The sequence below is a fragment of the Fischerella sp. JS2 genome (assembly GCF_032393985.1).
Classification (GTDB): Bacteria; Cyanobacteriota; Cyanobacteriia; order Cyanobacteriales; family Nostocaceae; genus Fischerella.
In genome coordinates this window covers 4,233,115-4,253,498 of the sequence record NZ_CP135918.1, presented here as the reverse complement: position 1 = coordinate 4,253,498, position 20,384 = coordinate 4,233,115, and the positions used below count along the sequence as shown (strand labels likewise).

The 20,384-nt window shown below is 39.0% G+C and carries 16 protein-coding genes and 2 pseudogenes; 7 read left to right on the top strand and 11 right to left on the bottom strand.

What is annotated here, in order from left to right; all coding sequences use genetic code 11:
• Window positions 1-4 precede the first annotated feature (4 nt).
• Together RS893_RS18060 and RS893_RS18055 are read right to left on the bottom strand one after the other, a co-directional pair.
• On the bottom strand, window positions 5-5,674 hold the full coding sequence (locus RS893_RS18060) for an ATP-binding sensor histidine kinase (RefSeq protein ID WP_315786380.1): 5,670 nt from the start codon (window positions 5,672-5,674) through the stop codon (window positions 5-7).
• A gap of 220 nt (window positions 5,675-5,894) precedes the next feature.
• Window positions 5,895-6,470: a response regulator gene (locus RS893_RS18055; RefSeq protein ID WP_315786377.1), complete on the bottom strand. Its 576-nt coding sequence runs from the start codon at window positions 6,468-6,470 to the stop codon at window positions 5,895-5,897.
• Window positions 6,471-6,679: 209 nt separating this feature from the next.
• Between RS893_RS18055 and lipA the strand changes: the two genes are divergently transcribed.
• Both lipA and RS893_RS18045 read left to right on the top strand, forming a co-directional pair.
• Window positions 6,680-7,555, top strand: coding sequence for a lipoyl synthase (gene lipA, locus RS893_RS18050; protein WP_315786375.1), 876 nt, complete (start codon window positions 6,680-6,682; stop codon window positions 7,553-7,555).
• Between the two features lie 340 nt (window positions 7,556-7,895).
• Window positions 7,896-8,042: a photosystem I protein PsaX gene (locus RS893_RS18045; protein ID WP_026086226.1), complete on the top strand. Its 147-nt coding sequence runs from the start codon at window positions 7,896-7,898 to the stop codon at window positions 8,040-8,042.
• A 144-nt stretch (window positions 8,043-8,186) separates the two neighbouring features.
• Here RS893_RS18045 and RS893_RS18040 read toward each other — a convergent pair whose 3' ends face one another.
• Entirely contained in the window at window positions 8,187-9,053 is an 867-nt protein-coding gene (locus RS893_RS18040) for a branched-chain amino acid ABC transporter permease (protein ID WP_315786372.1), read from the bottom strand.
• A 152-nt stretch (window positions 9,054-9,205) separates the two neighbouring features.
• Here RS893_RS18040 and hrmK point away from each other — a divergent pair, with 152 nt between their 5' ends.
• Window positions 9,206-11,032 (top strand): hybrid histidine kinase/response regulator HrmK, encoded by a 1,827-nt coding sequence (hrmK, locus tag RS893_RS18035; protein ID WP_315786369.1) that lies wholly within the window; start codon window positions 9,206-9,208, stop codon window positions 11,030-11,032.
• Between the two features lie 48 nt (window positions 11,033-11,080).
• On the opposite strand, the pseudogene RS893_RS18030 reads toward hrmK, so the two are convergent.
• The 4 genes and pseudogenes from RS893_RS18030 to RS893_RS18015 all read right to left on the bottom strand — a co-directional run bounded on the left by RS893_RS18030 (window position 11,081) and on the right by RS893_RS18015 (window position 15,800).
• A pseudogene (locus RS893_RS18030) lies at window positions 11,081-11,888 on the bottom strand (Rpn family recombination-promoting nuclease/putative transposase).
• Between the two features lie 148 nt (window positions 11,889-12,036).
• Window positions 12,037-13,360 (bottom strand): annotated as a pseudogene (locus tag RS893_RS18025) (protein kinase domain-containing protein).
• A 390-nt stretch (window positions 13,361-13,750) separates the two neighbouring features.
• On the bottom strand, window positions 13,751-14,860 hold the full coding sequence (locus RS893_RS18020) for an S-(hydroxymethyl)glutathione dehydrogenase/class III alcohol dehydrogenase (RefSeq protein ID WP_315786367.1): 1,110 nt from the start codon (window positions 14,858-14,860) through the stop codon (window positions 13,751-13,753).
• A gap of 115 nt (window positions 14,861-14,975) precedes the next feature.
• Entirely contained in the window at window positions 14,976-15,800 is an 825-nt protein-coding gene (locus RS893_RS18015; RefSeq protein ID WP_315786364.1) for a class I SAM-dependent methyltransferase, read from the bottom strand.
• A gap of 148 nt (window positions 15,801-15,948) precedes the next feature.
• On the opposite strand from RS893_RS18015, the gene rimM reads away from it, so the two are divergent.
• Together rimM and RS893_RS18005 are read left to right on the top strand one after the other, a co-directional pair.
• Window positions 15,949-16,575, top strand: coding sequence for a ribosome maturation factor RimM (rimM, locus tag RS893_RS18010; protein WP_396336371.1), 627 nt, complete (start codon window positions 15,949-15,951; stop codon window positions 16,573-16,575).
• 105 nt (window positions 16,576-16,680) lie between these two features.
• A complete protein-coding gene (locus RS893_RS18005) occupies window positions 16,681-17,019 on the top strand; it encodes a helix-turn-helix domain-containing protein (protein ID WP_315786358.1) in 339 nt (112 codons plus the stop codon).
• A gap of 85 nt (window positions 17,020-17,104) precedes the next feature.
• Here RS893_RS18005 and RS893_RS18000 read toward each other — a convergent pair whose 3' ends face one another.
• The 4 genes from RS893_RS18000 to RS893_RS17985 all read right to left on the bottom strand — a co-directional run bounded on the left by RS893_RS18000 (window position 17,105) and on the right by RS893_RS17985 (window position 19,425).
• Complete coding sequence (locus tag RS893_RS18000; protein ID WP_315786356.1) at window positions 17,105-17,509, bottom strand: salt stress protein, Slr1339 family; 405 nt, start codon at window positions 17,507-17,509, stop codon at window positions 17,105-17,107.
• 330 nt (window positions 17,510-17,839) lie between these two features.
• Window positions 17,840-18,445 carry a VWA domain-containing protein gene (locus RS893_RS17995; protein WP_315786353.1) on the bottom strand — a complete coding sequence of 202 codons (606 nt, stop codon included), beginning with the start codon at window positions 18,443-18,445 and terminating at the stop codon, window positions 17,840-17,842.
• Window positions 18,446-18,533: 88 nt separating this feature from the next.
• A complete protein-coding gene (locus tag RS893_RS17990; RefSeq protein ID WP_315786351.1) occupies window positions 18,534-19,139 on the bottom strand; it encodes a VWA domain-containing protein in 606 nt (201 codons plus the stop codon).
• 100 nt (window positions 19,140-19,239) lie between these two features.
• Entirely contained in the window at window positions 19,240-19,425 is a 186-nt protein-coding gene (locus tag RS893_RS17985) for a hypothetical protein (RefSeq protein WP_315786348.1), read from the bottom strand.
• 26 nt (window positions 19,426-19,451) lie between these two features.
• Between RS893_RS17985 and RS893_RS17980 the strand changes: the two genes are divergently transcribed.
• Window positions 19,452-19,697 carry a hypothetical protein gene (locus RS893_RS17980; RefSeq protein ID WP_315786345.1) on the top strand — a complete coding sequence of 82 codons (246 nt, stop codon included), beginning with the start codon at window positions 19,452-19,454 and terminating at the stop codon, window positions 19,695-19,697.
• On the top strand, window positions 19,678-19,977 hold the full coding sequence (locus RS893_RS17975; protein WP_315786342.1) for a hypothetical protein: 300 nt from the start codon (window positions 19,678-19,680) through the stop codon (window positions 19,975-19,977). The genes RS893_RS17980 and RS893_RS17975 overlap by 20 nt, the downstream gene beginning before the upstream one ends.
• Window positions 19,978-20,384: the final 407 nt, after the last annotated feature.

The window sequence follows — 20,384 nt, the reverse complement described above, 5'->3', positions numbered from 1 at the left end:
TTGTTCACTGTTGCATCGGAATCTCAATTACAAACTCAGTCCCCTCTCCTAGCTTAGAATTACAGATTAACTTACCCTTGTGTTTGTCTACAACAATTTGATAGCTAATTGACAATCCCAACCCCGTACCATTTCCAACTGGTTTAGTAGTAAAAAAGGGGTCAAAAATTTTTTGTTGCACCTCTGCATTAATACCATGACCATTATCAGCAATCTTAATCCTCACAAATTTGTCGTTGATGACTTCAGTACAGATGCGAATCAGAGGGATTGGAAATTGATGATGCTCTTTATTCCCCTCATCCAATGCATCGATCGCATTAGACAAAATATTCATAAACACCTGATTTAGCTGACCAGCATAACAAGTCACTTCTGGTAATTCTCCATATTCTTTAATGACCTGTATCTCAGGACGATCATTATTTGCTTTAAGTTTGTGTTGCAAAATCATCAAAGTATTGTTGATGCCCTCATGAATATCTACAGGCTTCATATCAGCTTCATCTAAGCGCGAGAAGTTGCGTAAACCCAAAACAATATTGCGGATACGCGATGTTCCAACCTTCATAGAATCCAAAACTTTTGGTAAGTCTTGTACTAAGAAATCTAGATCTATTTCTTCAGACTTTTCTATAACTTGAGCAGAGGGATTAGGAAATTCATGCTGATAAATAGCAATCAACTCTAATAAATCTTGCACATACTCTTGTGCATGAGTAATATTGCCATGAATAAAGTTGATGGGGTTATTGATTTCATGGGCAATTCCCGCTACCATTTGTCCCAAACTAGACATTTTTTCACTTTGAATAAGTTGCGTTTGGGCGTTTTGCAAATCCACTATTGCTTCTTTTAAGCGTTGATTATTCTCGTTGAGTTCCTGTGTTCTGCGGTCAACTTTCTCTTCTAAAGTATGGCTATATTCCTCCAAACGTTCTTTTGCTTGTGCCAAATCCTTGTATAGAATAGCATTCTCGAGAGAGATTGCCGCTTGGGTCGTAATTACTTGCAGAAGTTCTAGGCGATCGCGTGTAAACGCTCCTGTAGTCAGATTATTTTCTAGATACAATATCCCAATAAGTTTTCCCTGGTTGATAATCGGAATACATAATAAACTCTTGGGTCGCTCACGAAGAATGTAGCGATCATTTGCAATCAATTCTTCTAATTTGGCATCATCAACAACAAAGATTTCCTTTGTACGTTTGACATAATTAATCAAATTAATTGGAAGTTCATAGCTACAAGAAAGGCTAATTGCAGGAAATTCTGTATAAGTAGATGCTAAAGTGGAATTGGAACTTATAGCAGTAACGCTTAAGTCCAAATCATCACCTGGATTTAGCATGAAAGCGCATTTAGAAGCTCCTGCATTTTCCATCACTACTTTCATTAAAGTAGATAACAATTGATTTAGTTCAATTTCTCCAGAAAGTGCTTGTGAGGCTCTAATCACGGCAGTCAAATCTAAAGAGTCAGAAATACTTGTGCGAGAGCTAATTAAAGTTTGGTGACTGCTTTGGGTAGATAAAGTTGTGTGATGAGAAAGAGTACTTTTTTCACTGGTATATGGACTTAGTTTACCTTGCTGGAGAATAGGAGCAAGTAATTGGGGATAACGTTTTGCCAAATCGTCAACTTTGGCTTTTGCACCCCAGCGCAAATAACAATAATATGCATCAGTAAGGTAAGTTTGGGCTATCTTATGTTTGCCCCATTCAAGATAGAACCTAGCGGCAAGTTCGTTAGCAAGAGCTTCTTCATTGATGTATTCATTTTCTTTGGCAAGAGCAATAGCACGCTCATAAGAGTCAATTGCTTCAAGATATTTACCTAAAACCCGATGACGCTCTGCTTCTACTAAATAATATTTGTGCAGATAATTCATTGGGGCATAATGTGCCCATTTCTGCATTTTGTTCTGATTAGCTTGTATTCTATCAAGAATACATTGTTGTTCAGAAATAGTTGCATCTGAATACACAGCCAATCGTACCAATGAATCATAAAAATGGAAAAGAGGAAAAACTAACTGTCCTATTCCACCCTGTAAATAATTTTCTGCTAGATTGGCATTTTCAACACCTTGATGAAATTCCTGAAATAGATAACAAAGATACAGTTTATTGAAAAATAAAAATAGAAGTCCCATGACATCATTATTTTGCAGGTGAATCGGTAACATATTTTTCTCATCATACGATTCACCACTTAAATGACAGGGATTTTCTCTACTCTCTAATAAATTTAAAACACTCTGCCGAGAAATTTCATTCCAGTGAAATACTGTTTTTTGATTGATTTGAGCTATAGCCTTGCTGTAGTTTTCTATCTCCTGCTTTAGTTCTAGCAGTTCTTTACCTATAAAATATGAACAGTAGCAATAAGCATTTAAAGAATAGGCACTATATTCTAAATCTCCAGTTTCTAGTCCAATGAAGTAAGCTGCCAATACAGGTTTTAATATTTTCCTAGCGTGTTCTTTCCAATGTCTGAGAATTATATTAAATGACCCTATGCTTTTGGCTTTGACTTCTTTATCATTGAACTTAGTCAACACATTTGCACCTAAATTGCCAAATTGATAGCCAGATTCAATATCTCCAACTACCCCACAGAGGAATAAGCCGTAATTAACATATACATAAGCAGAAAATGAAGTATTGCCATATTTCAGAGATAAATGGATTTGTTGAAAACAAATCAGTGGATACAATTCAGGAGCAGATAGATAGGCATAGCTACTTGCAGTTAATAGAATACGCATAACCGCTAATGGTTGGGCTTGCGTCATTTCTGGCAAGTTAATTAAGTCCTCAATGTATCTCCCATTTAATTTTGATGTTATTTCTGCCATTGCTAGCTGTACCTCAGACTGGGTAGGATTCTCAGGAAATTCTACTCCTAGCTGTTTGAGAACTACGAGCGCAGTTTTGACTGCTTTTAGTGCTTGGTTCTGCGCTCCATAAGCTTTAATAATTACTTCATAAACTTTCACTTTTTCCAGCAGTGTTTTAGCTTGTGCTAAAACTATCTGGACTAATTGCTCCATTTGTTCAAAATTACCAGCCAGGTATGCCGCTTCTGCTGCTGTTTCATATAAAGATAAAGTCAGGTCGTATTGTCTCTCCCAGCTATCCTCTTTCAATAGTTCAATACCAGTAGTTAAATATTTAATTGCTGTTGTATAAGCTGTTGATGCTAAAGCTCTACGTCCGGCAAGTAAATTCATTGCAGCTAGTTCATCAGTTTCTACCTGGTTGGTCATTAAATCTATCGCTATATTTAACTGATTGACCAGAGCAAAAATATTTTCTTCCCAATCTTGAATTGGAAATTTTTTCAATAACAGCTTTCCAATTTTAAGATGAATTGATTTTTTCTTGTCTTTAGGAATTAGTGAATAAGCAGCTTGCTGAACCCGGTCATGGACAAATTTATATTTTGGTGATTGAAAGTTGGTAATTGATAATTCAGTTGATTGCTTATCATTACCTATTATCAACGACCGATTACTTTCTTCAAGAAATAACTTGTAGTCATCATTTTCAGGAATAATTAATCCTTCGTGTAAAGCTGTCCACAAATCTGAGGCAGTATCTATTGTATTCTTTTCATACACAATTGATAGTGTTTTCAAATCAAATTGATTGCCAATACACGCTGCTAGTTTCAGGACTTCTTGAGTATGCTTCGGCAACTTTTCTAGTTGCATAGCCATAAATTTCACAACGTCGTCTGTAAGCGATAACTTCATGATCTCTGACAAATTATATTGCCAATAACCAACATCAAAATGAAATTTAATTAGTTGTTCTGCATATAAAATCTTAAGAAACTGATTAGTAAAGAATGGATTTCCCTTAGTTTTTGCAAACACCATTTGAGTTAGAGGAATAGCGATCGCTTCTGGACAGTGAAGAGTGTCAGCAATCAAGTGATTTAAATCACTCTGACTTAATGATTTTAGTGTTATACTATTAATAGTACCTCTAATTTCTTCGATTTCATTGAGTGTCAAATAAAGTGGATGTGTTCTAGAGACTTCATTGTCTCGATATGCACCAATTAGTAATATATTTCCTTCATTAGTACCTATTTCTTCCACCTCATATTCTCGTGTATCCTCCGATTTAGTAGAATACAATAGAGGAGACTGAATTGAAGTTGTCAGTAATTGGATAAATTTTAAAGAAGTAGCATCTGCCCATTGCAAGTCGTCTAAAAATATAACCAAAGGATGCTCTTTGCTGGTAAAAACCTGGATAAATCTTTGGAATAATAAATTAAAACGATTTTCAGCAGCATTGCTAGACAGTTCATCAACTGGAGGTTGCTTACCAGTTATTTGCTCTAGTTGAGGAATAACGTTAATAATGACTTGAGCTTGATCACCCAAAGCTGCTAAAATCTTGGCTTTCCATAGTTGAATTTCAGCATCAGATTCTAACAATAGTTGCCTGATTAAATCACAAAAAGCTTCTACCCACCCAGCAAAAGGAATATCGCGTTGAAACTGGTCAAATTTTCCTCTAATGAAGTAGCTGTGCTGACGGGCAATGGGTTTGTGAACTTCGTTGACTACAGCAGTTTTACCGACACCAGGATCACCAACGACTAATATCATTTCGGTTCCCCTTAATTCATTTATAAGGGGATTAGTAAGGCGTTCAAAAGCAGCCAGTAAAGTTTCTACTTCTCGTTGACGACCATAAAGTTTTTCAGGAATAAGAAAACGGTCTGAGATATCCCGAGTTGCTAACTCAAATGCATCAATCTTACCAGTTTCTTGTAACTGTTGTTTGCATATCTCTAAGTCGTGCTTTAAACCTAAGGCACTCTGATAGCGATCTTCAGCATTTTTTGCCATTAGCTTGCTGATGATCTCAGACAAGATTGGTGGAATCCTAGAATTAACTTGGCTAGCTTTTGGTGCTTCTTTGGCAATGTGAGAGTAAACTAACTCCATTGAGTCAGTGGCGGTGAAGGGTAAATGTCCTGTGAGAAGTTCAAAGAAAGTGACGCCAAGGGAATAAAAGTCAGTGCGGTAGTCAATCCCCCGATTCATTCGTCCAGTTTGTTCTGGTGAAATGTAGGATAAAGTACCTTCTAAAACATTGGGATTAGTGAGACATTGAATCTCTCTTGGTAGAAGGGAAGCGATACTGAAGTCAATTATTTTGATCTCTTTTGTAGTGGGTTTGATCAAAATATTAGCGGGTTTGATATCTTTGTGAATGACACGTTGACGATGCAGTTGGTCAAGGATAGAAACAATTTGAATACTAATGTCAAGAAAATCAGTAACGGGTAATTCAAATTTATTTATCTCTCCAACTCCAGGGATTTCTACGCTTTTTTTGTCTAGCCATTGTTGAAGTGAAATACCACCAAAATCTTCCATGACTATAGCATAGCCATTATGGCAATTTTCTAAGCTATAAGTTTTAACTATGCCTGGAAAATCAAGTTTTTTGGTAATTGTATACTGATTGCGAAATTGGGCCAATTCATTAAGGCTGGGGTATTCATTCCGCATCAATTTGATGATCACAGGTTGTTGGTCTTGCTCTCTGATACCCCGATAAACAATAGTTCTACTACCCAAGTAGATTTGCTCAGTAATGCAATAGCCAGGAAAGGGAACAATTCTATCTAATGGTAATAACATTCTTCTAGCCAAGTCTCATTATGGTGTCCATGAATTTAGTATTCCCACTGGTCGATTACTGCTATCACCTTCTTTCATCAAATCGTGGATATTTTGTGCAATATATAAGTAAATTCATACATTGATTATGTGAAATTATAGAAATAATAATTATTCCAACAAAAAAGCCTGCTTTAGCAGGCTAGTAGCTCTAGTTGTGAGCATAAAATTTCAATTAATACTACTTGATTTTCTGTTTTATAAAGGTTACAACCTGAGCTAATTGTTTCTTCAAAGCATCTATTTCCGCTTGCATTTTGACTATTTTTTCATTCAATGCTTGAATCTCATTAGCTGAGAAAGTAATGCCTGCATCGGAAGTTGGTGTGGAACTGTTCTCAGTAATAGATGCGGCTACTGGTGCAGATTCTTGGCGTGGCTGTTTAGCTTTTGTCATGGCTGACTTAATTGCGCCAATGAGTTGCTTTTGGTCAAAAGGCTTACCGAGAAATTCAAAATTTTCAAAAGGTTCTGAGATTTTCTCTGTAACCTCTTCCTTGCGACCAGACATGATCACCAAAGGAATTTTCCTGAGGTCGGGTTGGGATTGAATCTGCTGAAAAACTTCCCAACCACTCATTTTTGGTAACAGGAAATCTAACATTATTAAGCTGAATTTTTCTTGACGGATTAGATTAAGTCCTTCTACGCCGTCTTTTGCTTCCAATACATCAAAGTTGCCTGGAGGCAACATTTCTCGTACTTTTACCCGGACAACTGTAGTGTCATCGATAACTAGAACTTTGTTACTTGTCACGACTGCTTGCTCTAACAGAAACTTTAGGTTTTGATACGGTTTTTACTGCCTTACGGCTCTTGAATTCTCCCACTATACTCAATATTTATCTTGATTGGGGGATAGTATTTTCCTGGAGAATCTTTGATATATGAAAGTGTTTTAACAAACTTCGGCTTTTGTTGACTGTAATTTATGTCATGGTGATAAAGAAGGATGAAGGATAAAGGATGAAGGCTAAAACAAACAATAAGTCTGAAATTGCTGCTATGCCAACGTGGTTGCGTCGCCCAATTGGCAAAGCTAGTGAACTCTCGACGGTACAACGTATTATCAAGCAGCGCCAGATTCACACGATTTGTGAAGAAGGACGTTGTCCGAATCGAGGAGAGTGTTACGCCCAAAAAACTGCAACTTTTTTACTCATGGGGTCAACTTGCACGAGGTCTTGTGCTTTTTGTCAAGTAGATAAAGGACATGCACCTATGCCTTTAGATCCAGAAGAACCGAAAAAGGTGGCAGAAGCTGTACAAATTTTGGGATTACGTTATGTGGTGCTGACTTCTGTAGCCCGTGATGATTTATCGGATCAGGGTGCTGGTTGGTTTGTGAAGACAATGGAAGAGATTCGCCAACTGAACCCAGAGACTCAAATTGAGGTGTTGACTCCAGATTTTTATGGAGAATGGCAACGTATAGCTGCGATCGCTAATGCTAAACCAGCTTGTTATAACCATAATATCGAGACAGTGCAACGGTTAACTGGGCCTGTGCGTCGAGGCGCAAAGTACGATCGCTCACTTTTAGTTTTACAAATTGTTAAAGAAATCGACCCCACCATCCCCACCAAATCCGGTTTAATGTTGGGACATGGAGAAACTATCCAAGAAGTCATCAAAACTATGGCAGATCTGCGTCAAGTCGGATGCGATCGCCTGACAATTGGTCAGTATATGCGTCCTTCATTAGAACATTTACCAGTGCAAAAATACTGGACACCAGCAGAATTTGACGAATTAGGTGCGATCGCCAAAGAAATGGGGTTTAGCCACGTCCGTTCCGGCCCTCTAGTTCGCAGTTCTTATCATGCTGGGGAAGAAGTGTAGGGAGAGTGTAAGGGGTGTGAGGGGTGTGAGGGGTGTGAGGAGAAAAGACTTTTTATATTTCTCATACTTCCCCAATCCACCCTACGGGAAGCCTATGAGCGCACGGCAGATGACGCCACGTGCTTTATGCCGGGAGAAGAGTCCACCGCACTGCCTCGTCTACACACTTCCCCCACTCCTCACACTCCCTCCACTTCTCGATCACCCCATCTCCCCATCTCCCCATCTCCCCATCCTCCCACTTGCTACCCAAAATCACGAAAATATTTTTAACGAAAGTGGCGAATTGGGACATCTGTTTGGTATTTCTGAAGAAGTCCTTAAGTTAGGAGTTCATTTTATGGCAAAAGCAGATACTACAGCAGATTTACCCGTAGCTAAATCAACAACAGCTAAACCCCCTTACACATTTCGTACAGGTTGGGCTTTGCTCTTGTTAGCTATTAACTTCCTTGTGGCTGCCTATTACTTCCACATTATTGAATAGTGAAGCGGGTAAACTTCTGATCTGAATCAGAAACTGGGAATGGAGATCTGGGAGAAGGACAAGGTAGACAGAGGAGATAAGGGAGAAAAAATGCTTCCTTGTCCTCCTTGTCCCCCCTTGTCTCCCTAATCTCCAATCCCCAGATCAAATTGTGCCTTTAAATAAACCTTTGGGGCGAATGAGTAGCACTAAAATCATAATTAACAGAGCTACCCCTTGTTTATACTGTGAACCAAGCAGAGGTGTGCTGACTTCTTGAACAATGCCAATAATAAAAGCTGCGGCGATCGCACCGTAAGGATTACCAATTCCGCCCAAAATTACTGAAGCAAATAAGGGTAGTATTAAAAACCAACCCATGTTAGGACGTACAGCTTCACTTAGACCTAACATACTTCCGCCCAAAGAAGTTAAGCTACCTGCTATCACCCAAGTCCACAAGACAACTTGGTCAACATTAATACCAGATACTCGCGCTAGATCAATATCATCAGCAACAGCTCGCATTGCTTTACCGATTTTTGTATTTTGTAGGAGGTAATGTAGAACTAAAATGACTAATATTGCTAAGACAACCACTAACAGCTTGACTTGAGGTATCTTTATTCCCCAAAAGTCCAAGGCTGGAGCAACTGGTACATTGTATTTTTGATTACTACCACCCCAGAAGAAGATAATGCCATTGCGAAGGAATAGAGCAAGTCCGATGGAAATAATAATGAAGGTGGTAGAAGTAGCCCGAATTGATCGCATTCTTGACCACAGTAATTTTTCTGACAGCAGCATGGCAACAACAGTCCCTACTGCTGCTAGTATCATTGACAACCAAATATTTATGCCCGTGGAATTGACAAGCAGTGTTAAATAAGCACCGAGAGTGAGAAAGTCACCATGAGCAAAATTAGATAACCGTAAAATTCCATAAGTGAGAGTAAGTCCGACTGCGCCCAAAGCGATAATACTTCCTACCGAAATCCCATTGACTACTAATTGAACTAGTTGTGCATTCATATAAAAATTTCATCCAAAAACTTTTGTATTGCTTTTAAACTCGACATTTCCAGTTTTAGTTTATAAATATAAAAAGAGGAGTGCGTTAATATACATAGCATCCTATTTGCACTTTTGTGCAAAATTAAACTTCTTAAGCGGTCTAGTTGACCATGCAGCAGTATTCAAGCTTACCAGAACAAAACTCACAAGTAGATGCAACACCAACAGTTTTGACAACTATCCAACAACTGCGGGCTGAGTTGTGGCTGGAACGCAGCTTGAATCGGTTGCAAAATCGCCTGAATGATTGCCTTATGAATTTTACTAGCAATCAACAAACAGGGTCGGGTGAAGCAGAAATTTTTCAAACAGTGGTTAATGAGCTAAACAGCGTTTTGAATAATAGTAAAGTGGCGATCGCACTTGTAGAACCACAACAAACTGTTGGCAAAGTTTGCTTTATTCCTACTTCTCCACCCCAAAAATTACCATCACTAGTGCTAAAAGGGATGGTGAAAAAGAAAAAAAAACTTCGTTTGAGATTAGCAGAAGAAATAGACATTGATGATTTGCAATTGCTTGCACAGCAAGAACCGCCTAGTGCTTGGCAGTTAGCCAATGATATCGATGGCGTTATTGGCTGGTTAATAATTATCAGAACACCTGTAGAGTCTGATGGCAATTCATTTAAAGACACTTGTGTGCAAATCACATCACAACTGCTGACACGCGCTACCCAGCAATGCGTGACTACCATCACCCAACTCCGGAAAATACAATCTTTGCAGCAACACTGCCAACACTTAGAAACGATCAATCAGGAACTAGAACGTACTAATCAACTAAAAAATCAGTTTTTAGCAAATACCAGTCACGAAATCCGCACTCCTCTCAGTTCAATTACTGGTTTTACCCACCTGCTTCTAGCCCAAGGCTACGACCCCTCTAAAGAACGTCATCAAGAGTACTTAAGCATTATTCAATCTAGTAGTAAGCACTTGTTGGCTTTGATTAACGATATTTTGGATCTGTCCAAAATTGAAGCCAATCAATTGGAAATGCAATGGGAAAAAGTTGATTTGCAAACATTGTGTCGCAACGTTTTAATTCTAGTGAAAGAAAAAGCCGCTAATAAAGGTTTAAAACTATCACTCGAATTAGATCCTAACGTTAATACCTTATTAGCTGATTCCTTGCGACTCAAGCAAATGCTGCTGAACTTGTTGTTTAACGCCTTGAAATTCACCACTCATGGCACTGTTGGTTTACAAGTTAAACCCAACAATGCTTGGATATATTTTACAGTTTGGGATACTGGAACTGGCATCTCTAAAAAACACCAAGCAGAACTTTTTCAACCTTATTTTCAAATTTCTAACAGTGTAGTTAGTCCAAACGAAGGCACTGGTTTAGGATTGGTGGTGACTCGAAAACTTGCTGAACTTCATGGTGGTAGCGTAGAAGTAGAATCAGAGCTAGGTTGTGGTTCCCATTTTACGATTGTACTACCCCTCAAGCAGGAGGAAGGGGAGAGTGAGGAAGAAGTGGGGGGAGGTGGGGAAGATGCGAAAAGTGAAGATAGATCTAGACCTTCTCAACCACTTTCCATAAATAACGATTCCACAAATATTTTATTGGTAGAAGACGACTCACATAATGCTCAATTAATGCAAATTTATCTGGAAAAATTAGGTTATCAGATCAATTTGGCAAATAATGGTGAGCAAATGTGGAAAATCTTAGACAAGCAAAAGCCAGCAGTAATTTTATTGGATATTAAATTACTAAATGAGAATGGTTTAGCAATAGTACAACAATTGCGAGAACATCAGCAGTATCAAAGCATCCCTATAATTGTGCAAACTGCAATGGCGATGAAAGGCGATCGCGAAATTTGCCTAACAGCAGGAGTAAATGAATATATTTCTAAACCGGTAGATTTACCACTACTAGGCAGTTTGGTGGCAAAATACACGAAACCAGCTACATCAGGGTAAAGGGTAAACTCGTTCGGTTAGACATTTTCCCCAACTTTTGCAAGATGTCTATGGATTTGGTGGCGTTTGGTGTGCTACTTGCTGCACTTGTGTAATATCTAAATCTAACGCCTGTGCTATCTGTTCTACGGATAAACCAAACCCAATGCTAATAGTCTAGATACAGCTTCTAATTTTGCTTTTTGTTTACCTTCTTGTTCACCTTCTTCTCTTGCTTGTTTTGTTGATAAACTCGCGTTTGCTTCAACTCACTTAACCCAAACATAGCCTCTATCTCCTCTCCACTCATCTTAGGAAACTTATAAACCAAGATTGTCTCTATTAATTCTAGTAATTGCTGCTGTTGGAAATTAACCGCTTGCTTGGCGCGGCTGATTAAGTCTCTTGCAGTGGTAATTGCTGTATCTTCATTTTCAATGACTAATTTGATGGTAGCAATACCTATCGGAAGTGATGCAACTTCACCCAATTTATCTATATAAATTCTACTGATGCGCTGGCTGAGGAAGAATTCAATGAAATGTTCTCTATCACCAATATCTATACTTCTACTGGGATAAATCACCACTCCTCGCCAAGAATTTTTAGATTTATTTTGCCGCAAATATAAAAGTAATTCTGAAACAAGGCGCAAGTAAATGTCTGAGTCGGGCTGGAATTGAACTTCGACGAAATAAATCGGGCTTTCTTCGTCTTGAGTAGGAAGAAATACACCATCAATTCTGAAGGCTGTTTGCTTGATTTCAACGGAGGAGAATTGATATAAATTTGCGGTTTCGGGAGAATTACCAATCAGTTCAAAGAAGATGCTGGGAAATTCTTGAAATAGGTGATAGAAAATACTGTCAGTTTTCACGCTGAGGTTTTTGTAGCAATGTAAGGCTTATGATTTGTTTATGTGACAATTGAGTAAAACAATATATATCCCATAACACGGCAAATTGAATCTATTGGTGATGCTTTGAATTTGATCGCTGCCGTCACACACCCTACGTTACTCAGCACTACTTCTTGATCTGCCAAATTTTGATAATTTCGTCACGATACCTATCATCTTTCCATGTCCGCTCACTTGAGTAGCTAACAAGCATCTTGCCATCTGAACTTATGGCGAGAGACTTAACACTGCCAGAATGGAGAGTACTAATTTCTTCTCCTGTTGACAGATTCCAGAATTTGATTGTGAAGTCCCCACCCCCACTACCACTGGCAAGGGTTTTGCCATCTGGGCTAATAGCAACGGAATTAACCGTGCTGGAATGACCAATGAGGGTGCTAATTTCTTTCCCTGTTGCCAGATTCCATAATTTGATGGTTTTGTCCCAACTGCCACTAACAAGGGTTTTACCATCTGGGCTGATAGCGACGGAATAAGGCTGTGGAGAAGGTGAGGGTGATGCTAGAGTTAGAATTACTGGCTGGGTTAGGGGTACTGAAGGTGGTGGCGGTAGTGGATTTAAATCTTGTAAAACTCCTGTCGCCGATTGATAACGCTGCTGGTATTCTTCTTGCAACAATTTATCTAGCACACACCCCAAATTCTGACTCACGCCTTGCTGCAAATGTTCTCGCCAACTCGCAACCCAACCATAACCTTGTCGTTTCCACAATTCCCAAGGGTGAATTCCACTCAACAGGTGAAAGCAAGTTGCACCGAGACTATATAAATCACTGGCTGGGTAAACTTCACCTCCCTGCATTTGTTCGGGTGGTGCATAACCAAAGGAACCGATCGCAGTTCCTGGGTTAGTCATCACTGTGGCTGTCAGTTGCTTGGATGCACCAAAGTCAATGAGTACTAATTTCCCATCACTGTGACGAATGATATTTTCTGGCTTGATATCGCGGTGAATGACTTTCTGTTGATGAACCGTCTTCAGAATATCTAACAAATCGAGCAATAATTCTTTGACTTTCTGCTCGTTGAACATTCCTGCTGTTGTAATTCTTTGAATAAATTCTGTCCATTAATAAACTGTTGCACCAAATACAGGCGATTATCTTGCTCAAAATAAGCTAATAGCGTAGGAATTTGCGGATGCTCCCCTAACTATTGCAGTCTTCTAGCTTCTTGCTCAAATAGTTCCGTCGCCTTTTGCAGTCCTGGTACTCCCTGGACTTGCGGTGTAAATTGCTTTTTGATGCACTTTTCGTTTAATTTGTCAATATCTTCTGCCAAATAAGTTTTACCAAATCCGCCGCCACCTAATGATTTTATGGGGCGATAACGGTTCTCAGCACTACTAGTCCTGTCCGGCAGCTAGAGCAAAACTTTGTAATATCAGGATTTGGCGGGTTGTGGCAAGCTAGATTAAGGCAGCAGGTCATAACTGTGCTTTTATGGGCAGATAAGCTTATTATCGCTTAATTACTCTCAGTATAATCAATGAGAAGTGCAAGTATTCCAGATTAGCGGTCAAATGAAAGCATTATAAATAGAGGCAGTAGGGCTTGAGAATTAAGCTGAGTATCTGCCCAAGAAATGCCAAAACTGATGCACTTGATCTTGGCGTGCGATCGCTTAACTTTTAAGACAGCTATCACGGTAAAATTCCATAATGAAGGAATGAAAAATTGAACGAACACAGATGCACACAGATGTAGACGCCCTTACAGGCGGCTTCCCGCAGAGTACACCGATGAATTATGGGTTTGCCGTTAGGTTAATCCCCAATCCCTATTCCTACCAGTAACAGTCCCGCAGTAAGTAATATTGATTTAAAACGTGACTACAGAGCGAATTGATTCACCTTTGTGCATTAAATAAAAAGCATTGTTAATCTCTTCAACTGGCATTACATGGGTAATCAAATCATCAATGTTGATTTTACCTTCCATGTACCAATCAACTATTTTCGGTACATCTGTGCGTCCCCTAGCGCCACCGAAGGCTGTGCCTTTCCAAATACGTCCAGTTACAAGTTGAAACGGACGGGTGCTAATTTCTTCACCTGCACCAGCAACACCAATAATTACACTCACACCCCAACCTTTATGACAGCATTCCAATGCTTGGCGCATGACTTGTACATTGCCAATACATTCAAAACTGTAGTCAGCACCACCTTTGGTTAAATCTACTAAGTAAGCAACTAAATCTCCCTCTACTTCCTTGGGGTTAACAAAATGCGTCATCCCAAATTTTTCTGCAAGGGCACGTCTATTAGGGTTTATATCTACCCCCACAATCATATTTGCTCCCACCATCCGCGCTGCTTGGACGACGTTCAAACCAATACCACCCAAGCCAAAAACTACTACATTTGCTCCTGGTTCTACTTTTGCTGTATTGATAACTGCACCAATACCTGTTGTGACGCCGCAGCCGATGTAGCAAACTTTATCAAAAGGCGCATCTTCACGGATTTTTGCAACGGCTATTTCTGGTAGCACAGTATAGTTAGCAAAGGTAGATGTACCCATATAATGATGAATCATCTTATTATCAACACGGAAGCGACTTGTACCATCAGGCATTACACCCCGCCCCTGAGTAGCACGAATGGCTTGACAAAGATTGGTTTTGAAGCTAAGACAGTATTCACACTGACGACATTCAGGGGTATACAAGGGAATAACATGATCTCCTGGTTTGACACTGGTAACGCCTTCTCCCACTTCAACAACAATACCAGCGCCTTCGTGTCCTAAAATTGTTGGAAATAACCCTTCCGGATCTTTGCCCGAAAGAGTGTAAGCATCTGTATGGCAAACTCCACTGGCTTTGATTTCTACCATCACTTCCCCAGCTTTGGGGCCTTCTAGTTGCACAGTTTCAATAGTCAAAGGTTTACCAGGTTCGTAAGCTACTGCTGCTTTAACTTCCATATTGCTCTCCTGTTTTGCTTGCTCAATCAGCTGATCTGAGTGTATTGCAGGACGTATGATATGAATTTATTTGTAAATTTTTAGTAAAAAGTCTAAGTTAAGCGATCGCGTTTTACTAACATTTTTGAGCAATGTGAAAAGCAGAAATATATGATAGATGAACACTTCCACCAAATTCATGCTCTATTCTATCCCGCAAGCCTGTAAATAATGCCTCTTTACTTCGTGGCTCTAGCTTGAGGTACGGTGAGTAAGTATGCAAAAGTGTCAAATATTCATCAACTGTATAGGTGACTTCAGTTTCAACGTTTCCGGCTACCAAGTCTTTAAATTGTCCAGAATCTGTGATCATTTGCCCTAACCCTCTCAAGATGTCTTCTTGAGTTTTTCTGTCTTCATATCGATTCAGGGATGGAGCGTGAATTTGATAAACTTCGGATAGGCGTTGGTAAACCCTATAGCAGGGCTGAAGCTCTTTGTTCCACAATAAAATTAGGTAGCCGTTTTCTTTAAGAGCTTTTGCTGCTTTCGGATATCCAACTTCCGCAGGTATCCAATGAAAAGAACTCGCAGCTAAAACAGCATTAAACTTTTCAATCTCTAGCATCCATTCTTCAAAGGATGTGTTGTGAATCTCTACATTGGGATACTGTTGACAATTTTGTTGGGCTAACTGATAAAAATCTGTGTTGGGTTCTAAACTAAGGATTGAACAACCCAATTGAGCAAACGCAACTGTTGCAGTTGCAGGGCCACACCCCACCTCCAGAATTTTTGAATTTGAGGAGAGTTGAGCAATCTCCACAACCTGACGAATCAAATTTTGGGGATAGCGGGGTCTGGTTTTGTTATAAGCTTCTGCTGCTGGTGAATACCAAATTTTTCGCTGTTCTAAGTCTTTATTGGAGTAATTGGCGATGATTTCTTTAAGATTTTCCATAATTCTATTGATAAGTCTTAAAGTCTTGAGGAATTAAACCTAATGTATAGAATTGTTAACTGATAACTGTATAAGGCTAAGTGTACAAGTGATCGCCTGTTAGTGTTTAATTTGAATGAACCACGAAGACGCAAAGAACACGAAGAGTATGAAACAAAAGGGGAAAAAGACAAAAGGAGATAGAAAAAAATCCGACTCTTCATCTTCCTATGCTTCTATGTCTACTTCTGTCACTCCTCAATTAGAAAATTGGATAGAAATTGGTACGATTGTTGCACCTCAGGGTTTACGTGGGGAAATGCGAGTTTATCCTGATTCGGATTTTCCGGAACGGTTTGAGGTTCCAGGAAAGCGTTGGTTATTACGTGCAGGAGAGATAGAACCGCAAGTAGTAGAATTACTGTCAGGACGTATAATTCAAGGCAAAAATTTATATGTAATTAAGTTGGCTGGTGTGGATGATCGCAATCAAGCAGAGGATTTGCGCGGTTGTAAGTTATTGGTTTGTGCTAGCGATCGCCCACAGTTGGGAGAGGATGAATATCATGTATTGGATTTAATTGGTTTGTCAGTTTTTATGCAGGAATCTGGCAAACTTATCGGTATAGTGGTTGATGTGATTGCTGCTGGTAATGATTTACTAGAAGTAAAATTACACCAACAACAAAAAACCGTTTTGATACCCTTTGTGAAAGCGATCGCACCAACAGTAGACTTAGAAGCTGGCAGGATTGAAATTACACCACCACCTGGATTATTAGAAATTAATAGTTAGGTGATTAAGAGGTTTGGTAATCCGACGACTGGAAGTCATGGGAGGGTGTCAAATGGGTAAAATAAAAAAGCATAAAAATTCATCTTCCCTAACTCCCAACAAACTATGAAAGCTGAAGCCGAAAATTCCAACAGACTGACGTGTGAAGTGGAAACTACGCTGAAGGTAATTGGTGGACGTTGGAAAGTATTGATTATTAGAGAATTAATGTTGGGAGTAAAGCGCTTTGGTGAATTACAACGAGCTTTACCTGGAATTACACAAAAAATGCTGACGCAGCAACTCAGAGAAATGGAAGAAGATGGGATTATTCATCGTCAGGTTTATCCCCAAATTCCGCCCAAGGTGGAATATTCACTGACACCTCTAGGGGAGAGTCTCAAACCAATTCTCTATGCTATGCATGATTGGGCTGTTCAGCACTACGGTAAAATTACTAAATAATTGTTGTTTGTTGTTGGTTGTTTGTTGATAGTTACTTCTACCAATAACCAATAACTACTAACTACTAACCACTAACCACTATCTACTAACTTTCCTCATTAGCTTGTAAATAATCTATAGCTGCTTCTAATTTTGACGAATATCTTTCGGCAAATCTTTCAAACCATAGTCCCTCTGGCGAGAAAGGATCTAGTTTAGCAAGCCAATCTTTGGCATATTGTTTTAAAGCCTCTCTTTGCTTAGCTTTAATTTGTTCTTGTCTAATCCGTTCTTGTTCTAATTCTTGCTGTATTCTTATTTTTTCTGCTTGATCTAGTTCTTCAAAATCGCTCTTGACTTCTTCTAATAATTTATCTATTAAAGATGCTGATTTTGGGAATTGTGGATGAATATTTGGTGTTGCTATGCTTGGCTGTTGCTTAGGCTGTTCATGGTTGTTTTGCTGATATTCAGCTTGCAGTTCCGCCAATAGTTTATCAATAGAGTCCATGTTATTTAACCCCTGATTTACTGCATTTGCAATATGATTTTTATATCAGTTAAAATACTAAATATTTAGTTATTTTGTTATGTAAAATCAATTATGCTTGACAAGCGATCGCAGAATCACAATCAATAAAATTTTTCTTTACTATTCCCTCTGTTTTACAGGAACAGAGGAGGCGAAACACCGATAGACACCGATTAAATAATGCACTAAGCACTAATGTTTTTTGTTCGGGTTTACTCCTTGAATAACAATTGAAGATTTACTACAATCCATCCAGTAGGTGCAGAAATTGGCATTTGGACGTTTATTTTGAATATTGATGATTAGTAGTTAATCGTTAATAGCATTTAGGAGGACTTCAGATAAACTCATATCTTCCATATCATCCATTGTCATCGTGTCACAAATATCAAACTTTGCACCAGCAGTTTGTAATTCATCATCTAACACTTTGAGAAAACGGGTTGCATGAGGATCTTTGCCCACTTGAATAAAAGAAATAGCTAATTCTTCATCTTTGTCCATACGCCGAGAAGCTTCAATAATAACCTTCATAACAGCTTTGCGGTCATCTGGCTCACCATCAGTAACAACTAAGATTGTTTCGCCATTTGATTTAGTCTGAGCAGCTGATTTCCGTTCAAAATAATTATCAGTGGCGTGTTTTAATACTGCTGCTAAATCAGTTGTGCCAGCTGGATCATTTTCTTGGAATATTTGTGATACTTTACTTGAGGTCACATTTTCGTAGCGCTTGAATCTACCAGAAAACAAATAAACAGTAATACCATCAGGATCAAGTTGTTCGCATTTGCTTGCTAAAGCAAAAGTAGACTCTTGTGCAGCTAGCCATCTGCTTCTACCACCTTTTTGATCCGGTGTAGCCATACTACCGCTTTTATCAATAATCAAAGTATAGTCACGATTTTCCAACATTTTTTTGTTCTCCAGTTATTAGTTAGTGGATAGTGGTTAGTAGTTAGTGGTTAATTGTTACAACCAACAATCAACAACCAACAAATTATTAATCAGTTACCGCATTCATCAAAACATCTGCAAGACTCATGTCTTCCATGTCATTAAGGGTAATTGTGTCGCAGATATCAAACTTTGCACCGACACTTTGCATTTGATCATCTAAAGCTTTCAAAAATTTGGTTGCTTGCGCGTCAGAACCCACCTGAATGATCGAAATTCCTAATTCTTCATCCCTTTCCATCTGGCGAGTTGCACTAATAATGACTTCAAATACAGCTTTGCGATCATCTGGTTCACCATCAGTAATCACTAAAATTGTTTCACCATTCGCTTTGGTTTTACCTGCTGCTTTACGTTGAAAGTAATTATTAATAGCGTCTTGAAGTACACCAGCTAAATTTGTTGTGCCAGCTGGATCATTTTCCAAAAATATCTGCGCTACCTTGGCAGAAGTAACATCATCGTAGCGTTTAAATCTACCGGAAAATACGTAGACTGTGATTCCATCAGAGTCAAATTGCTCACATTTTCTTGCTAAAGCAAGGGTAGATTCTTGAGCAATTTCCCATCTACTTCTACCACCGACTTGATCGGGAGTTGACATGCTACCGCTTTTATCGATGATTAAGGTGTAGTCGCGATCGCTCACCATATATTTCCTTTCATTGTGACTCAACGTTTCTAGTCTAGTCCAGGCTTCTCTAGTATTGCTTAGGTATTCAAGCTTCTTTACGAGTTTTGATACTCATTGGCTACTTCTCTATAGCCGTAGTAGGGTTTAGGTATTCTATCTTGACGAAAAGACTGGAAGTGATGAGATTATAGTAAGCGATCGCTCTACCAGCTTTTCCGTAATTACACGGTTCTCTAATTTCCTCTTCTGATAAATTCAGCAAAAACACTGTTACGCAAATTTGCGGTTCTGATCGAAACTGCAATTATCCAGTTTTTTAGGGTAAATAGTATGACAAACCCTGTAACGACGGTAATCCGAGTCAATCTGGAGATGGCAAAAGAGGTAGCTCTAGAATGGGAAAGAGCTTCATACCAAGAACTTAGTGCTTATTGTTTGGAAATTTTAAGGGAAATAGGATTTTCCACTACCGAACTCCCAGAAAACTTGCAATCTCGTGAGCAGCAGCTAAATTTCATCACAGGATTTGCATCTTACGCTTTTGGGGAGGTGCTAAATGTCCAAACCCTTGGTTGAAGATAGCTTTGATGAGCCAGAACAGGTAAAAGAGACTACTTTACCTGCAACTGATAAGGATTTATTGAATTTAATCCAAAAATTTTCGGGATTTGAAACTCCTACTAAGGTTGTCTTACAAGCTATAGCCATTGCTAGTTACGATTGTGCATCTGCTTTTCGCTACGCTGATAACTATTTGAATATTTTGAAGAATCAAAAGCGGCGGAAAAAGTTACTTCTGCTAGAGTCTGAACCGCAGTTTTGCATTAATCCCAAATACGTTGATTTTCGATATTAGATTTTAGATTGGTTCACCAGACAATCAGACGCATCGATAACAAGTCTACTTGAAGTAGACTTGGACTATAGCAGTCCTAAGTCATTCGTGAACAACAAGATCCCCGATTTTTTTGAAAAGTCGGGGATCTGGCCCTCTTGATTTTCACAATAGGATTGCTATATTAGCGCAAGTTTATTTGCAGGCAAGTTATACCAATCTGAAAAAAGAATACAACACATGGATTATATAAGACCCCACCCCAACCCTCCCCTTAGAAAGGGGAGGGTGGGGTTAGGCGGGTGGGGTTATCTGTCGCACATTATTTGAATTGGTATTAGTTGCTTAGTCTGAAATAATATTTATCGAACTCATGTACTACAGCGTGGCGGAAAAAGCTTTTTGTCTTTTGACTTTTAACTTCTGCG

Bases quoted from the DNA above. Each gene is read 5' to 3' on its own strand.
- RS893_RS18005 (WP_315786358.1), top strand. From the start codon at position 16,681: ATGAAAGCTGAAGCCGAAAATTCCAACAGACTGACGTGTGAAGTGGAA.
- RS893_RS18015 (WP_315786364.1), bottom strand. From the start codon at position 15,800: ATGGAAAATCTTAAAGAAATCATCGCCAATTACTCCAATAAAGACTTA.
- lipA (WP_315786375.1), top strand. From the start codon at position 6,680: ATGAAGGCTAAAACAAACAATAAGTCTGAAATTGCTGCTATGCCAACG.
- hrmK (WP_315786369.1), top strand. From the start codon at position 9,206: ATGCAGCAGTATTCAAGCTTACCAGAACAAAACTCACAAGTAGATGCA.
- RS893_RS18045 (WP_026086226.1), top strand. From the start codon at position 7,896: ATGGCAAAAGCAGATACTACAGCAGATTTACCCGTAGCTAAATCAACA.
- RS893_RS17980 (WP_315786345.1), top strand. From the start codon at position 19,452: ATGACAAACCCTGTAACGACGGTAATCCGAGTCAATCTGGAGATGGCA.
- RS893_RS17990 (WP_315786351.1), bottom strand. From the start codon at position 19,139: ATGGTGAGCGATCGCGACTACACCTTAATCATCGATAAAAGCGGTAGC.
- RS893_RS17975 (WP_315786342.1), top strand. From the start codon at position 19,678: ATGTCCAAACCCTTGGTTGAAGATAGCTTTGATGAGCCAGAACAGGTA.
- RS893_RS18020 (WP_315786367.1), bottom strand. From the start codon at position 14,860: ATGGAAGTTAAAGCAGCAGTAGCTTACGAACCTGGTAAACCTTTGACT.
- rimM (WP_396336371.1), top strand. From the start codon at position 15,949: ATGAAACAAAAGGGGAAAAAGACAAAAGGAGATAGAAAAAAATCCGAC.
- RS893_RS17995 (WP_315786353.1), bottom strand. From the start codon at position 18,445: ATGTTGGAAAATCGTGACTATACTTTGATTATTGATAAAAGCGGTAGT.
- RS893_RS18040 (WP_315786372.1), bottom strand. From the start codon at position 9,053: ATGAATGCACAACTAGTTCAATTAGTAGTCAATGGGATTTCGGTAGGA.
- RS893_RS18060 (WP_315786380.1), bottom strand. From the start codon at position 5,674: ATGTTATTACCATTAGATAGAATTGTTCCCTTTCCTGGCTATTGCATT.
- RS893_RS18000 (WP_315786356.1), bottom strand. From the start codon at position 17,509: ATGGACTCTATTGATAAACTATTGGCGGAACTGCAAGCTGAATATCAG.